This window comes from Empedobacter sp. GD03861 (genome assembly GCF_029840885.1).
GTDB lineage: Bacteria > Bacteroidota > Bacteroidia > Flavobacteriales > Weeksellaceae > Empedobacter > Empedobacter falsenii_B.
In genome coordinates this window covers 1-15,339 of sequence record NZ_JAOCDJ010000046.1, presented here as the reverse complement: position 1 = coordinate 15,339, position 15,339 = coordinate 1, and the positions used below count along the sequence as shown (strand labels likewise).

14 protein-coding genes and 1 riboswitch are annotated in these 15,339 nt (G+C 31.8%); of the genes, 2 read left to right on the top strand and 12 right to left on the bottom strand.

Features of this window, described 5'->3' with window-relative positions:
- The 8 genes from N5D03_RS13490 to N5D03_RS13455 form a co-directional block, all read right to left on the bottom strand.
- Nucleotides 1-1,187 (bottom strand): hypothetical protein (locus N5D03_RS13490; protein WP_280051958.1); only part of this gene is annotated, 1,187 nt, incomplete at its 3' end.
- A gap of 2 nt (nt 1,188-1,189) precedes the next feature.
- Nucleotides 1,190-4,327, bottom strand: a complete 3,138-nt coding sequence (locus N5D03_RS13485) for an HsdR family type I site-specific deoxyribonuclease (RefSeq protein WP_280051956.1) — start codon at nt 4,325-4,327, stop codon at nt 1,190-1,192.
- Nucleotides 4,324-4,620, bottom strand: coding sequence for a hypothetical protein (locus tag N5D03_RS13480; RefSeq protein ID WP_280051954.1), 297 nt, complete (start codon nt 4,618-4,620; stop codon nt 4,324-4,326). Before N5D03_RS13480 ends, N5D03_RS13485 begins: the two co-directional genes overlap by 4 nt.
- Nucleotides 4,598-5,221 carry a transposase gene (locus tag N5D03_RS13475; protein WP_280050313.1) on the bottom strand — a complete coding sequence of 208 codons (624 nt, stop codon included), beginning with the start codon at nt 5,219-5,221 and terminating at the stop codon, nt 4,598-4,600. The genes N5D03_RS13480 and N5D03_RS13475 overlap by 23 nt, the downstream gene beginning before the upstream one ends.
- A 165-nt stretch (nt 5,222-5,386) precedes the next feature.
- Nucleotides 5,387-7,192: an AAA family ATPase gene (locus tag N5D03_RS13470; protein ID WP_280051952.1), complete on the bottom strand. Its 1,806-nt coding sequence runs from the start codon at nt 7,190-7,192 to the stop codon at nt 5,387-5,389.
- Nucleotides 7,193-7,299: 107 nt separating this feature from the next.
- Nucleotides 7,300-7,641 carry a DUF3024 domain-containing protein gene (locus N5D03_RS13465; protein ID WP_038330365.1) on the bottom strand — a complete coding sequence of 114 codons (342 nt, stop codon included), beginning with the start codon at nt 7,639-7,641 and terminating at the stop codon, nt 7,300-7,302.
- A 33-nt stretch (nt 7,642-7,674) separates the two neighbouring features.
- Entirely contained in the window at nt 7,675-9,288 is a 1,614-nt protein-coding gene (locus tag N5D03_RS13460) for a restriction endonuclease subunit S (protein WP_084106806.1), read from the bottom strand.
- Nucleotides 9,278-10,837, bottom strand: coding sequence for a type I restriction-modification system subunit M (locus tag N5D03_RS13455; protein ID WP_038330367.1), 1,560 nt, complete (start codon nt 10,835-10,837; stop codon nt 9,278-9,280). Before N5D03_RS13455 ends, N5D03_RS13460 begins: the two co-directional genes overlap by 11 nt.
- A gap of 223 nt (nt 10,838-11,060) precedes the next feature.
- On the opposite strand from N5D03_RS13455, the gene N5D03_RS13450 reads away from it, so the two are divergent.
- A complete protein-coding gene (locus tag N5D03_RS13450) occupies nt 11,061-11,468 on the top strand; it encodes a hypothetical protein (protein ID WP_038330368.1) in 408 nt (135 codons plus the stop codon).
- Nucleotides 11,469-11,513: 45 nt separating this feature from the next.
- On the opposite strand, the gene N5D03_RS13445 is transcribed toward N5D03_RS13450, so the two are convergent.
- From N5D03_RS13445 to N5D03_RS13435, 3 genes are all read right to left on the bottom strand, one after another.
- Complete coding sequence (locus N5D03_RS13445; protein WP_038330370.1) at nt 11,514-11,753, bottom strand: hypothetical protein; 240 nt, start codon at nt 11,751-11,753, stop codon at nt 11,514-11,516.
- Between the two features lie 49 nt (nt 11,754-11,802).
- Nucleotides 11,803-11,897, bottom strand: a riboswitch (SAM-I-IV-variant riboswitch).
- Between the two features lie 56 nt (nt 11,898-11,953).
- On the bottom strand, nt 11,954-12,412 hold the full coding sequence (locus tag N5D03_RS13440; RefSeq protein WP_038330372.1) for a S24 family peptidase: 459 nt from the start codon (nt 12,410-12,412) through the stop codon (nt 11,954-11,956).
- A complete protein-coding gene (locus tag N5D03_RS13435) occupies nt 12,413-13,681 on the bottom strand; it encodes a Y-family DNA polymerase (protein ID WP_347880924.1) in 1,269 nt (422 codons plus the stop codon).
- A 90-nt stretch (nt 13,682-13,771) separates the two neighbouring features.
- On the opposite strand from N5D03_RS13435, the gene N5D03_RS13430 reads away from it, so the two are divergent.
- Nucleotides 13,772-14,578: a GIY-YIG nuclease family protein gene (locus N5D03_RS13430; RefSeq protein ID WP_280051951.1), complete on the top strand. Its 807-nt coding sequence runs from the start codon at nt 13,772-13,774 to the stop codon at nt 14,576-14,578.
- Here the strand turns inward: N5D03_RS13430 and N5D03_RS13425 are convergent.
- Complete coding sequence (locus N5D03_RS13425) at nt 14,567-15,151, bottom strand: SOS response-associated peptidase (RefSeq protein ID WP_125350700.1); 585 nt, start codon at nt 15,149-15,151, stop codon at nt 14,567-14,569. The genes N5D03_RS13430 and N5D03_RS13425 overlap by 12 nt on opposite strands.
- Nucleotides 15,152-15,339 lie beyond the last annotated feature (188 nt).

Here is a 15,339-nt window from a genome sequence, read left to right as displayed (position 1 = left end):
TATTTTATCTCTCCATCTTCGTTTTCTAAATCAGGTTTTATACCTTCTATAAAATCTTCATAAGTAAAAGATTGATGAAAAGTAACAAATTCATAATTTTTTATAAGTTTATTTGGAGAAGGATTAAAATTTTTAAAAGAATTAAATATTTCAATAATTTCAGGATATAATTCTTCAACTAACTTTAAATCGATCGTCCAAATAGAATTCTTATCTTTTGAAAAATATAGTGGGTTCTGTCTTTTTTCAACATTTACATTCGGACAATCGTTGACTGTATGCGCTTGTAATTGTCCCCAAATGGTTGGAACTATTGTCTTTGATGCAGATTGAGACTCTTTAATTTTAATTAGTTCATGATCATATATTTCAGTTACTCTTGCTTTATTAATATCTAATAATACAATTGTAATAACTTGCCACCAACTCAAAGGTTTAACTAATTCATTCAAAAACTGCTCTCTAGATAACGAGTTTTCTCGTACGGTAAATAAATCAAAGAATTTTTGTTTTAAAGAATACGTTTTTCCTGTTCCAGGAGGACCGTAAAGTATTTGGTTAAGAGGCTGTTTCATTATTTTTTCTTCAGATTCTTTAATAATTGTATTTAGATTGTTTATACTATAACTAGGATCACCTAAAACTTTCTTAATTTCATTAATCTTCTCTAATCTTTTTTGAAAATTATCTTCTGTGATTAAAAATCGATCTTCTAATTTATATGATTTTAATAATTCTAAAGCTTTAGATCTAAACTCGTTTAAGTAAAAGCCAAGATTTTCAATATAGTTTTTAGGATCGTCGAATTGAAAATATCCAACATTTTCGTTATTTAGCTTTATGTCGAAAATTTCGGAGAGTTCTTTATGGAAACTAATTTCTTCGTTTGTAAAATCTCCTTTTTTAAATGAAATTTCGATATAATTAGTTTGTTCTCCTTCTTTATTTGAACCTACAACAAATCCAATTGTTTTTATTTTACGCGCATTATCCCCTTTTCTGAAAAGTGGTACATAAATATAGTTTGAACCTTGAAACCATTGACCTTTTTCTAATCGTTTTACATCTTTTGCTTGCGGGCTATCTCTTTCTCTTAGTGAAAAAGTAAAATCTGGATGATCTTTCTTAAAATCAAGAAGTAAATCCAATAATTCATCTGAAATCTCAAGTAATTTTTTCTGTTCCATTTTTACCTATTCTTCTTAAAATTTTCTGCTTGTTCTAATACATTCTTATACACATCATCCTGCGTAATAGGAGGGTAGCCGTATTGATGTAATTTAACGATGATATCCATCTTAAGTTGTGCTTTAATATCATCACGGTCGCACCAATCGGGATATTTGGCTGTATTTTCTACAATTATTTTTATTTCACGAGCAAGCTCTAGCATTTTGTCGTTATCGAATTCAAAACCGTATTGTTTGCAAATCATGTCCAAAATATCGTAAAAAGCTTTTTCTTCATAGTCGATGCCTAAATCTTGGAACGAATCCATTTCAACTCGAAGTTTGATAATTAAGTCCAACATTTGTTCTGCTGTATCAAACTGAATGCCTTCATAATCTAAAATATCACCTTCGCTACGTTCGTTGTAACGGTTGATGATGGATTGTAAACGTTCTGAAAAATCTTGTCCTTTTACTTTATTCACCTTTTTAAAATCGTTGATGGTTTGTTTTAATAAACGTTCTAAGATTTTAATTTTGGTATTCGGTAATTCTAGGTTAGAGATTTTCTCAATGAATTTATCGTTGAATAAATCAATCGCATTTGCCTTATTATCATCGAGCTTAAATATTTCTTCAACTCCTTCCGAAATAATAGCTTCTTCTACCAATTTAGCCACTTTAGCATTCATTTGAGCTGTATCAGGTGCTTCGCCTTTTGTCAATTTTACCACAATAGATTTCACCGCAAAATAGAAATGTAACTCATCGACTTCTTTAGGCGTGAACAATTCAGAACCACTCACCAAATTATAGGCTGATTTCAATTTCTTCGTTACATTCACAAAGAATTTTTCTGAATCTTCAGTTTGTAAAACCAATTCAGAAGCTTTGTTTAAACAGCTTAATCGTTTAACGGGATTACCTTGGTAATAATCAGTAGCATCAAATTGATGAAAATATTGACGTAATAAATCCATTTGATCTCTAACGATGATTTCAGCTTGATTTAAGTCCTCAAAATCATCGTCGGCCGTTTGATTATTGAACATTCCTAATGCCTTATTCAGATTCTTTTTGATTCCTATGTAATCAACTACTAATCCGCGATCTTTTCCTTCGTATTTACGATTGACACGAGAAATGGTTTGTATTAAATTGTGTGTTTGTAAAGGTTTATCAATATAAATGGTATCTAAGAAAGGAACATCAAATCCTGTTAACCACATATCTACGACAATGGCAATTTTGAAGTTGGATTTGATTTGCTTGAATTGTCGGTCTAATTCTTTTCGTTCATCTTTATTACCCAAAAGTTCCCAAAGCTCTTTTTCATCATCTTTATTGCGTGTCATCACCATTTTAACACGCTCTATAGGTTTAATTTCTTTTTGTTCTTTGGCGGTTAAACCTTCAGGAAGCATCATTTCTCCCCATTCAGGTCGTAAAGCTAAAATCTCTTTATATAGTTTATATGCAATGCCACGAGATGCACATACAAACATTACTTTGCCGGCTACCGTTGCGTTTTCTTCCAAACGATTTTCATAATGTTCCACAAAGTCTTTCGCAATAGCTTTTATACGGTCACCATCTCCTAAAACAACTTCCATTTTAGCAATGGCTTTTTGACTGGCTTCTACATGATATTCAGATGCGCCTTCGGCTACTGCATTTTCGTAATAATTTTCAATTTCTTGAACTTTATTGTAATCTAAATTGACTTTAGCGGCTCTTCCTTCATAAACCAAACGAACGGTAATTTCATCATTTACCGATTCGAACATGGTGTATTGATCAACCACATCTCCAAACACTTCTAACGTTTTGTCGATAGGTGTTCCTGTAAAGCCAACATAAGTAGCATTGGGCAAAGAATCGTGTAAATACTTGGCAAAACCATAGGATTTGGTTACACCTTTTTCTTCGTCAATTTTTACTTTTAAGTCTAAATTGACTTGTGAACGGTGAGCTTCATCCGAAATACAAATGATATTGGTACGATCGGATAAGATTTCAGCATCTTCGGCAAATTTCTGAACCGTAGTTAAAAACACACCGCCACTTTCTCTACCACGCAAACGCGCGCGTAAATCGGCTCTCGATTCGATATTGATGATATTTTCATCTCCAATAAATTTCTTGGCATTGGTAAAATCCTTCGACAATTGATCGTCTAAATCTGTACGATCAGAAATGATAATAATCGTTGGACTTGCAAAATCTGTTGAACGCATCAATAAACGTGTTAAATACAACATCGTAAAACTTTTACCACAACCCGTAGCACCAAAATATGTACCTCCTTTACCATCACCTTGTGGTTTACGGTGGACTAAGATGTTTTGATACAACTTATTTGCCGCATAATATTGCGGATAACGACACAGAATTTTATCATCTCTTTTAGAATTATCTGGAAACAATACAAAATGATGAATAATATCGACCAATCTTGTTTGGTTTAACATTCCATGTACAATAGAAGTTGTGGTTTCTATACCTGTTAAGGCTTTCTTTTCTGCTCCAGTAATTTTATTCCAACCGTAGTAAAATTCGTAAGGAGAAAATACTGTTCCGGCTTTGTTATTCACCCCATCACTAATCACACAAAACACATTGTATTTTAGTAATTCGGGGATATCTCTTTTGTAACGTGTCGTTAATTGCTTGTAAGCATCGTGAATGGTAATTTCTTCTTCTATCGCTGTCTTAAATTCAAAGACGACGACAGGAATTCCATTGATGTATGAAATCAAATCAGGAATACGTAGTTCGCTTCCTTGAATTTCCAATTGATTGACAATTTTGAAATTATTATTTTCGGTATTTTCAATATCAATATAACGAATGTGTAAATCTTTCTTTGATGGGTCGTTTCGTTTAAAAATCAATCCATCTGCTAAAAGCTTACAGATGTATTTGTTAGATTCGTATAGGGTAGAAGTGCTCTGAAAAGCCAACTCATTGATTAAAGTTTCAACTTCTATTTCTTCTAAATCGGGATAGCTGTTGAAAAGAAAAGTATGTAAATCTTCTTTGAGTAAAACTTCTTGGTTAGAAGTTCTTGTTAATTCTTTTCCGTTAATATAGTGATAGCCTTCTGTTTCCAGAAGGCTTATAAATGCTTTTTCTAATTGTGATTCGATGTATTTCATAATAGGTTATATTCATCGTTTATTTCCGTTGAGGCTGTTGGGGCTGTTGGGGCTGTTGGGGCGAATTGCAATTCGCCCTTACTATTTTCGCCCTTACTATTTTCACCCTTACTATTTTCACCCTTACTATTTTCGCCCTTACTATCTTCGTCCTTACTATCTTCGTCCTTACTATCTTCGCCCTTACTATTTTCACCCTTACTATTTTCGCCCTTACTATCTTCGTCCTTACTATCTTCGCCCTTACTATTTTCACCCTTACTTATGCTATTACTGTGATAGGTTATATTCATCGTTAATCCATCGTTTAGGATTTTCAATAATGTAATTTCTGATATTGATATAAGCCTTTTCATCTCTTATGATATGTTCATAGTAGTTACGTTGCCAGATCTTATATGCTAAGGATTTTATGATTTCCCTCGTTGGATTAGTTGGGAAAGTTGGGGCGGTTGGGGCGAATTGCAAATTGCCCTTACAGTATTCGCCCTTACTTTCTTCGCCCTTACTTTCTAGTTCTTTTATTTTTTTTATTGTAGCTATTTTATAGCCTCTTACGATTGCACCTATGGTTTGGGAAGGCGATTTAAATGTGCCGACAATATTGCAGGATTCTATAGGATATAATATTTCTATAATACCATGGATATGATTAGGCATTACGACAAATTCGTGCAATACAACATTATTTCGTACTTCCTGCGTATGTAACCACTCATCAGCTGCAATTTGCCCAAATTCATTCATACACATGATGCCATCTTTTATAGTACCAAACAAATGCGCTCTATCTTGACAAACTAAAGTAACAAAATACAATCCTGCTTGACTATAATCATAGCCAACCAAACGTATCGATCTTCGATGATGTTTATGAGGGTTGTATTGTTCCATAACTTAGCTATTTAAAAGTATAATATACTGATAGTTTTTTGTTGGGGCGAATTGCAATTCGCCCATACTAACTTCGCCCACTGTTTCAAAAAAATTGATTACTCCTCTATCACCAAAAGACTTATAAAAGCTTGTTCTAATTGTGATTCGGTGTATTTCATTGGTTTATTGGGCTTCAATTAGGTTATGAAAACCGTCCTTAATCTTTTTCAAATGGTCAAATTGCCTATGAATTCCATCTATTCCTTCAATTTTTAATTCTTGGTGTCTAAATACATCAGAAATTTGCCAAGAATGTTTTTGAGCTGGTATTAAATGTGAAACAAAAATATTTAAATCTTCCATTTTATAACAAAATGCTTCTTTATTCCTTATTGTGTCGTAAATGCATTGTGAATTAAATTGTTTATCAGAAATACATTCTGCTAATTTTTCAAAACCATCCTTATCAAAATCAAATAAAAAAGCTATTTGTTTTTGGTTTGCAAGATTCTTAAAAAACGGTATTGCTTTAAATATTCTTACTAGATTAGGCATATTGCCACATCCATTGGAATCAATGAATTTGATTCTATCATCGCCTTTAATTGATTCAAAATTTTTAACATCATTGTTTCCTTCAAGGAATACAATCATATCATATTTTGTATTAAATACATCTTCTAAAATTCCAAATTCTCCATGATAAACAAACTTTGGAGCTAGTCGCTTCAAAATCTCTCTTTTTCCATTCTCATCATTAGCACACTTAAGCTCACGAGAATCTGTTAATTCAAACAATTCCTTAGGCTCAACTTCAACTACAGTTGATGGAGAATGAGTGGTAAGAACTACATTAATATTTTTGAATTGCTCTTTAATAACGTAAATATACATTTCAGCTAACTGAGGATTCAAGTTAGCATCAAACTCATCAAGCATTATAAGTTCTAGTTTTGATTCTTTCGCAGCAAAATAATAACAAATTAGTTCAAATATAATTTTTTCACCACTAGATAATGAATCAAAGTGAATGTAATTTTTTAATGGCTTATCATATCTATCAAATGCTATTTCATAGTTTGATTCAAAACTTTGAGGTGGTACTAATACATATTTAAAATGTCCATTTTTACAGTACTTTTCAAGTTCTTCATTAATTTCCTCCCATAATTTTTTTGTTTTAGTTTTTGAACTTTTACTTTTAAAATCCTGAAATATCTTATTAGACATTTTTTGAACTATAGATTCGATCGAACGAAATTCTTTTGTGATTAAATCGTATATATATTTTTTTAAAGTATGTTCGCTAGAAATCTTGGATTTTTTCCTAAGTTCAATTTTTAAATCATCCTCAATTTTTTTACGCATTTTATTAATAATCTCTCTTTGTACTTCATTAAAACCTAAAGCATAAAATTTTTCCAAAATATTACCACCCTTTTGGATTCCAAAAATAGTTGAGTTATTAACTTTATTTTTATTAAGTTCAGTAATTAACTTTTTATCAATTTGATGGGAGGTAGGAATTCCCAATTCTTTTTTTATATTATCTAGATCATCAAATTGATAATCAGCTAATAGATTAGCAATACCTTCTAAATACAAATAACCATTAGCGTAATAAATACTTCCTACATCGAATAAAGCAGAATAAAAATCAGTTTTATCTAAAAAAGGAGAATTTACTCTACCTCTTCTTCTAAGACCTATGGATTCAATCTCTTTTATAATGTTCTCTAAAGAAATTTCGTCATTTGAATTTGAGCCTATTAACTTTCTTCTATCACCATTTTGGAAATCATTGTTTTGTAAAGTCTTTATAAAGCATTTGCTTCTATCAGAATAATTTTCATATAAATACTTCAGTATCGTAGATTTTCCTGAACCATTTAATCCAGTAATAACAGCTAAGTTGGTATTGAATTCCAAATTAATATTATTCGCTATTCCTTTATATCCTTTAGGTACTGAATATCTAGATTTCTTCATTTATTATAGTCTTTCTTAAGTTTATAGTAGTTTAATTTTCGTTTACCCCTCCAACGTTGCTAAGCGACTTAACAACAACGATTGTAGTTGGGAGTGTTTTGTATTTTTTACCCAAAGAAGCAATGGAACTGATCTTCTTTTATAATCGCTAATAAATCTTGTAAATTATCAGCAATTGGGTGTGGCTCATACAACTCCCATATGCCTGAAGCACGCATCCAATACAGTTTCCATTCATTTGTGGTTTTTGTATAGCGAATTTTAGCAAATTCTGATTGGATTAGTTCGTTCGGATTATTCCAAAATGGACGAATCGTATATAAAATAGCAGTATTCTTTTCCCAAGAATACCCAAAATCTAATTGTTTGCGTATCTCGTGATCTTCTGGTCGTAAGCTTTCTACAAATTGTTTAATATATGCTTCGCTAATACTAATTTCTTTTCCCATTTGTGTTGATTTTTATAGTAATTTAGTTTTTCTTTACCCCTCTAACGTTGCTAAGCGACTTAATAACAACGATTGAAGTTGTGTGAGTTGTTTATTTTGGTCTTTTAAATTGTAAACTTGATAAAAACAATTTTTAAATATATTTTCCATTTTATCCTCAATCTCTTTTGAACCAAATATAATTTTTCTGAATTTTAAATCTTCATCAAATGTAATCTGTGGAAATGTACCTGATCTTCCTTCTGCAGAATCTTGAAAATCTTTAATCGTCTCATCAGATATTAAATAATAATATATTCTATATAATCCCAATTCATTATTTAATCTTCTTAATACCATTAATTTAGTAGAAACCACATAATCATCTGCATCATTTCTTACCAATGCAAATCTTCTATTGTTCGGTCTGATTTCACTATACAATATGTCATCCTTTTTGATAGATTTTTTAGCCTGACCTGGCATTTCATCCACATTCATATATTCAGAATGTAAAAATTCACCATTTAATATATCTGATGTATTAAAAAAGATTAATTGTTTCTTCTTAAAATCATGAGACTTAGAGAAACTTTGAATAAAGTTCCCTAATTCTTTCACCTCCCAACCTTCAGGAATTTCCTTTTCTAATTCTTGGTTGTACACCATTTTCCCTGCCGTCCTTAACTCCGTTTGCGGGGCAGGTAAACTGGTTTTTAGTTGAGTAATTCCGCCTGCTTTTTCAATTTGCCTGCTTATCCAAGTTCTACCATAGCCTGTTTTTAAATCTTTTTCTCTTTTTGCAGCTTCTTCCTTTGTTGCAAAACTTTCCCAATGAATAACTTTTAAAGGTTTATTAAGTTTTGTCCATTCAGCACCTTCTCCCATATAGTGTTCGTAAAACCTACGGTATAAATCATTCGTCATTCCTTTATAAACAGAATCGTTCTCACATAAGATAAGATATACAAACCAAGTTTTGCCATCTGAAACGGGTAAACCACCGACCCTACTATATGTACAAACACTTCCTATCTTAGTAATATATTCATCGATTGGCAGATTTTGGTTTACCTGCCCGTGAGGACGATAGCTCGAAGGAAGGCAGGGAAATTCAAAATCAACAAACCATTGCTTGTACAACGTTTGCGCAGTGGCTTCTAACTTCTCGCAAATCTGTTCGTTGACTTTTATTTTGTTTGCTACTGCTTGGTATTGGGCTACAATTTCGCGTTGTTTTTCGATGGATGGAATTCTAATTTCAATTGATTTTAATGCATCTAAACTTAATCCACCACGTACGTCTGCATCTGTATAAAACCAACATTGTCTATCAAATTCACTTCTACGAAACCAAAGCATTAAATATTCAGGAATTACATTTTCATCTGTAACTTCAAATACATCGTAAGCTGGAGAAACAATAAATGGATAATCAAATGTAGACATTGAAATTGGTAATCGTTTATCTCTTCCAACGTGCATTCTATTACATGCAAATTGATTCTTTACAACTACTTTATATTTTTTTAAATCCACTCCAATAGTGTTTGCTACAGAAGGCATAAAGTATTTATCAATATTAATTCCGTAAAGAATAGTTGCTATACCATCTACATTTTTATTGGAAATAAATTTGACAATATCTCCTAACTTTTTATAACTCATAGCCCAACGATTTAAACACGTTTGCTACTTCTTGTTTCAAGGTTTCTTCTTGCTGAAACAAGTCTTTCAATTCGGTTTGCAACGTTTGCATTTTCGTATCGTAATCAATGTTTTCGTCACGGTTTACAAACGCTATGTATTTACTTGGTACCAACGAATAATCTTTTTTACGGATTTCCTCTAAGGTTGCAGAGTAACAATATTCGGGTTCATTCGCATAAGTCGTTTCAAAATCTTTTTGTTGCCAGTTATGATAGGTTGCTGCTATCTGCTCAATTTCTTGTTCAGCAAACTGAATGAATTTCTTTTCAAACGGTTCCCCTTTTTGGCGTAAATCCATAAACAATACTTCACCTTCACGATTACGATAGTTTTTTACGCCATCATTTACTTCTACAGTGCGTTCTGTTTTATTGCGGTTCAAAATCCAAAGCGTTACCGAAATATCTGTAGAATAAAACATATTTTGAGGAAGAATTACAATCGCTTCTACCAAGTCGTTTTCTATAATTTGTTTACGGATTTTGTACTCTTCTCCACCACCCGAAAGTGCGCCATTAGCCAAGATAAATCCAGCCACTCCGTTTTGAGATAGTTTGGAAATCATATTCAAAATCCAAGCATAATTGGCATTCGATTTTGGTGGCACTTCATAACCTGTCCAACGTGAATCATCGGTTAATTCATTTTCTGCTCGCCAATCTTTTAAATTAAACGGCGGATTCGCCATGATGTAATCGGCTTTCAATTCTTTGTGCTGATCGTCGGCAAAAGTATCGGCTGCTTTGTTGCCTAAATTGGCAGAAATACCACGAATGGCTAAGTTCATTTTAGCCAGTTTAAACGTGGTATTTGTTAATTCTTGTCCGTAAATCGAAATGTCCTTTTTGTTTCCTTGATGTTTTTCGATAAACTTCAACGATTGCACAAACATACCACCCGAACCACAAGACGGATCATAGATTTTCCCTTTGTACGGTTCAATCATTTCAGCAATTAAATTTACAATCGACTTTGGCGTATAGAATTCTCCTTTTCCCTTTCCTTCGGCAATAGCAAACTTGCTTAAAAAGTATTCGTACACACGACCTACAATATCCTGCGCTTCGTCTTTTAAGGTGTCGATATTATTGATGGTATCCAACAAAGCCGAAAACTTAGATTGATCCAATCCTAATCTTGAGAAATAATTATCTGGCAACGCACCTTCTAACGATTTGTTGGTACGTTCTATCGTTTTAAGCGCAGTATCTACTTTAAGGGTAATATCTTCTTGTTTGGCGTTTTCGATAATGTATTCCCAACGCGATTCCTCTGGTAAATAGAATACATTTTCTGCCTGGTAAAATTCTGGTATTTCTAAGAAGGCTTCTTTACCTTCTGCTTTTAATTCTTCTCTGCGTTTGATGAATTTATCACTTGCAAATTTCAAGAAGATTAAACTCAATACCACGTGTTTATATTCTGACGGTTCTATCGAACCACGTAATTTATTTGCTGCATCCCAAAGGATTTCTTCTGTACTTTTGGTTTGTACTTTTTTAGCCATAATTGTTTATCAATTCTTTGTTGTAAATATACAAAATGTTAAACTGCAAATAAAGTCATAATAACGGATAATTATTTACGGTAAACCATATTTGTTAATGTTTTTCAAATATAATGAAGTATAGCGACAAAATAAGACGTGATGATAATAAACAACGAATAAAAAGGTAGAATAGGATAGAAGCTTTTGAAATAAAAAAGTATATTTATCAAAACTTAAATTGATGTGTCAAGTTTATTCTGATGTCACGTTTTGTACCTGTTCTGATTTTGAAATCGATCAAGTTCAATCTTTAAAAAATTACTGGGTTTTGTATCGTTTCAATGAAGCGTTAGACCTTGTAATTGTCGGCGAAATAATGTTAGATGATATGTTGAAAAAGTATAATCCAAATAATTTGGTTGAACTTGTATTAAAAAAACTAAATAATAACACATTGTTTGATAAATCAATTGATTTTGTAGACAAAGATCGGTTACACGTTTCGCTTGAATTGAATCAAGTAAACCTAAACTATGGGTTCGAATATGAAGCTAATAGTTGGTCAGAAATTGAATATGATTATTTTACTTGGGCGAATAGTTACGAAGAAAAAAATGGAGGAGAGGTAAAGCTTTACGAATTGTTATAAATTTATAAAATGAGCCGATTATTTATGCTAATCGGCTCATGTTTTTTAATAGTGTAATTTTTTTTCCTTTAGTAAAACCTTTTTCGCGAAAGAAATTGTATTTTCATTTTTAATGATTGAATAGTCAATTTCTCTTGATTCGAATTGATTAGTTAGTGCTTTTAGAAAGTGAGCTCGTGCAGCAACCCATCCAGTATTACCCACCTCTTTATTGAAGGAGTTAATTACTTCTTGATCTGAAAGTGAAATCAAGTTTTTTTCAAATTTTTCAGTTAAATTTTCCATTGTTTTGATACTTTAATTTATTAAACAGTATCAATCATTAAGAATAAAGGGAGTAACAATTTTTTGACTGAACAGCCCTCATCGCTTTACCACCGTGGTTTGTTAAACTCGGTTGGTGTACCTTATGTACTCTTGATGATTGAATTATGATATAAAATTATTGATTATATATAAATTATCAAAATAGTTTATAGTTTTTTTTAATTCCTCTTATGCCTCACCAAATCTGTAACCACACCCAAAATAATGACAACATCTTCATCTTGTAATTGAATACAATTTTTGTATTTCGGATTTAGAGAAATCAATTGTTTGTTGATGGCATCATAACGTTTGAACGTGTATTCGGAATTGTTGACCGATACTACAATATCATCATGATGTCTGGGTTCGATATCAGATCGAATGATAAGTAAATCACCTTTTAGGTATTCAGGATACATACTTTCGCCACCCACACGATTAAGATAAGTTGCTTCGGGATGATTCAGTAAAATTTCATCCAAACTAATATTATTCTGTACAAAATCAGCAGCAGGAGAGGGGAAACCTGCTGAAACATCACCAAAAAATTGAACAAATCGTTTTTCACCATCTGTTTTGATAGGGATATTGATTAACTCTTCTGAGAATTTCGGAACTTGAATAAAATGTACCATTTAATAAACATTTAAAATATCTGTAAATCTTGTTGTGTAGCAAGGCGACAAACGTTCTTGCTTCATTTTCCATTTTCTACGCACATCTTGCGAAGCTAATTTAAGCATATGATCGCCATAATTTGCATTTAATTTATCCATCACACTCATCAACGCTTTATGTTTTGGAGATTCTGTATGAAATAAATTCATCTGTGCTTGATTATCGGGCGTAATAGCGGAAACGATAACGCCAGCTTTTTTATAATCAGGAACTTTGCCTTCTGCAGGAACCAATTTATCCAATAAAAATAAAGCTGTTTTTGACAAAACGATACTCGAATTCGAATCAAAATCTAAGGTTGTACTTAATGAGTTTGAAACAAATGATTGCTTTTCATCAAAACGATTGGTCATCACAAAAACAGTAATAATGTTGCATTTTGATTGTTCTTTTCTAAGCTTTTCGGCACAAGAAACAGCAAAAGTAGAAACACGCTCTTTCAGATTTTCATAATCATTGATTGTTTTCTCAAAACTTCGAGTTGTGGCAATTGATTTTTTGCGTTGAACTTCATCTAATTTTAAAACGCTTTCGCCTAATAATTCTTTTTTCAAACGCAATTCTACGATGGAGAAATTTCGTTTAATGTATTCATCACTCAATAATGTAAAATCATACGCGTTTTTACAACCAATAAAAGCTAAACGTTTAGCTAAACGTCGCCCAATTCCCCAGATATCCTCACATTTTAACCATTTTAAGGCTTTGTTTATTTTCTCTTTCGAATCAATCATATAAACTCCATTATGATGTTTAGGAAATTTCTTTGCTATTCGATTCGCCACTTTAGCTAAAGCCTTTGTAGGAGCAATACCAATACAAACAGGGATTTTGGTAATGGTATATATTTTTTGTTTAATTTCTTGTGCATATTTCACCAAATCATAGTTATCAAAGCCTTTGAAAAGAAGAAAAGATTCATCAATCGAATAAATTTCAATATCAGGACAATAGGATTTTAAAATCATCATCACGCGATTACTCATATCCGCATATAAAGCATAATTTGAAGAGAAAACATTGATTTTATTTAATCTAAAATTATTCTCATATTCAAAAGCAGGAGCACCCATTGGAATGCCCAAATCTTTGGCTTCATTAGAACGTGCAATTACACAACCATCATTGTTAGAAAGTACCACAACAGGCTTTCCATTCAGCGTTGGATTAAAAACTCGTTCGCACGAGGCATAAAAATTATTGCAGTCAACTAAAGCGTACATCATGTTACAAAGTTGAGCAATTAAAACGCTACAAGGTGTCGTCGAAAAGTGTTAAAAAAATAAAGTTAAAAATTGATTCTGTAAATTTGCGCTATGGTACTGAATGATAGATTGAAAACGTTGGTTGACCAAGTTCCAAAAAATATTTGTGGCGTGTATTATTTATACAACGACAAGCAAGATATTATCTACATTGGAAAAAGTATTGATATCAGAAAAAGATTGATTCAGCATTTCAAATCACTTGATAAAAAGGAAATTAAACTTCAGCATTTTACGCATTCTATACAATTTGAAAATACAGGAAATGAATTAATTGCTTTGTTGAGAGAATCTGAATTAATCAAACAAAATCTGCCAATATTTAATCGAGCTCAACGAAAAATTAAGTTTTTCTATGCTTTGAACAAAGAAATAAATTCGGATGGTTATCATGCATTAATTGTGAAGAAAATTGATAACTCTGGGAACGAAATTATCTCATTTACATCGTTAAATGAAGCAAAAGATTATTTATTTTACATTACAGATAAATATAAGCTTTGTCAAAAAATAAATGGTTTATATAAAACCAAATCAAGTTGTTTTCAATATAGTTTAGACGAATGTAACGGAGCTTGTATTAATATCGAAGAGCCAAAGCTTTACAACAAAAGAGTTCGTCAATTTTTGAAAACAATACATTTACCCAAAAAGGACTTTTTATTTGAATTGGTTGGAAGAACTGAAAATGAAAAAGGTATTGTATTAATTGAAAAAGGAGTTTACAAAGGATTTGGCTATTGCGATCATTTACTTGAAAATCTAGACGAAATGAAATCATTTATCGAACAAAAACAAGACAACAAAGATGTTAGAAAAATCTTATTTCGACATATAAAATCCGAATTATCCAAATAAACTCACTTGACCATCTTCACGCTGGTAGCTGAAATCAGTAAACGGAACAATTGGTTTACAATTAAGCCAATTCATTAAGTTTTCATCATCATTTAAAACTACAGGCATACGATGTTTTGTATTGTGGATATAATCCATAATGCCGACAGCTTCAGTCGTAACAATCGTAAACGTGTCATCTGAATATAATCCTGCTAAACACATCAAATTATTGTTGATTCCGATATCATATTTGATTTTGTCTTTGCCTTCGTGTCGCCACTCATAAAAGCCATCAACCAATATCACACAACGATTGGTGTAAGCATCTCGAAAAGATGGTTTTTCATCTATAGTTTCAATACGTGCGTTTAAGGTGTTATTCGAATTAAAATCATTTCCAGCCCAATGCGGAATTAAACCCCACTCGAACAAATGAATATAATCTTGTTGATTGGTGATAACAGGTAATTTCGGATGATCAAAACCTTTGAAATGAGGATTTGGCGCAAATCTAACTTCAGGTTTGAATTTCAACCTTGATTTCTTTTCAATCTGTTCTTTTGTTTTGGTCACTTTTACATGAAAACACATAGCATCAACTTTGGAATAAAGATAATGATTACGACTATAAGAACAATTAAAAATTGAATCAATTAAAATGATTGTAGAAGAATTAAAACGAATGTTTTTTATAAAGAGTTTAATATACTACGGTTTCATATAAAACAAAAAACCTCCCTAAAATCACTTTTAAAGAGGTTACTATTTATACTATTTTA

Excerpts from the sequence above, each read along its gene's own strand:
- N5D03_RS13485 (WP_280051956.1), bottom strand. The coding sequence starts at position 4,327 with ATGAAATACATCGAATCACAATTAGAAAAAGCATTTATAAGCCTTCTG.
- N5D03_RS13480 (WP_280051954.1), bottom strand. The coding sequence starts at position 4,620 with ATGAATATAACCTATCACAGTAATAGCATAAGTAAGGGTGAAAATAGT.
- N5D03_RS13475 (WP_280050313.1), bottom strand. The coding sequence starts at position 5,221 with ATGGAACAATACAACCCTCATAAACATCATCGAAGATCGATACGTTTG.
- N5D03_RS13470 (WP_280051952.1), bottom strand. The coding sequence starts at position 7,192 with ATGAAGAAATCTAGATATTCAGTACCTAAAGGATATAAAGGAATAGCG.
- N5D03_RS13465 (WP_038330365.1), bottom strand. The coding sequence starts at position 7,641 with ATGGGAAAAGAAATTAGTATTAGCGAAGCATATATTAAACAATTTGTA.
- N5D03_RS13460 (WP_084106806.1), bottom strand. The coding sequence starts at position 9,288 with ATGAGTTATAAAAAGTTAGGAGATATTGTCAAATTTATTTCCAATAAA.
- N5D03_RS13455 (WP_038330367.1), bottom strand. The coding sequence starts at position 10,837 with ATGGCTAAAAAAGTACAAACCAAAAGTACAGAAGAAATCCTTTGGGAT.
- N5D03_RS13450 (WP_038330368.1), top strand. The coding sequence starts at position 11,061 with ATGTGTCAAGTTTATTCTGATGTCACGTTTTGTACCTGTTCTGATTTT.
- N5D03_RS13445 (WP_038330370.1), bottom strand. The coding sequence starts at position 11,753 with ATGGAAAATTTAACTGAAAAATTTGAAAAAAACTTGATTTCACTTTCA.
- N5D03_RS13440 (WP_038330372.1), bottom strand. The coding sequence starts at position 12,412 with ATGGTACATTTTATTCAAGTTCCGAAATTCTCAGAAGAGTTAATCAAT.
- N5D03_RS13435 (WP_347880924.1), bottom strand. The coding sequence starts at position 13,681 with ATGATGTACGCTTTAGTTGACTGCAATAATTTTTATGCCTCGTGCGAA.
- N5D03_RS13430 (WP_280051951.1), top strand. The coding sequence starts at position 13,772 with ATGGTACTGAATGATAGATTGAAAACGTTGGTTGACCAAGTTCCAAAA.
- N5D03_RS13425 (WP_125350700.1), bottom strand. The coding sequence starts at position 15,151 with ATGTGTTTTCATGTAAAAGTGACCAAAACAAAAGAACAGATTGAAAAG.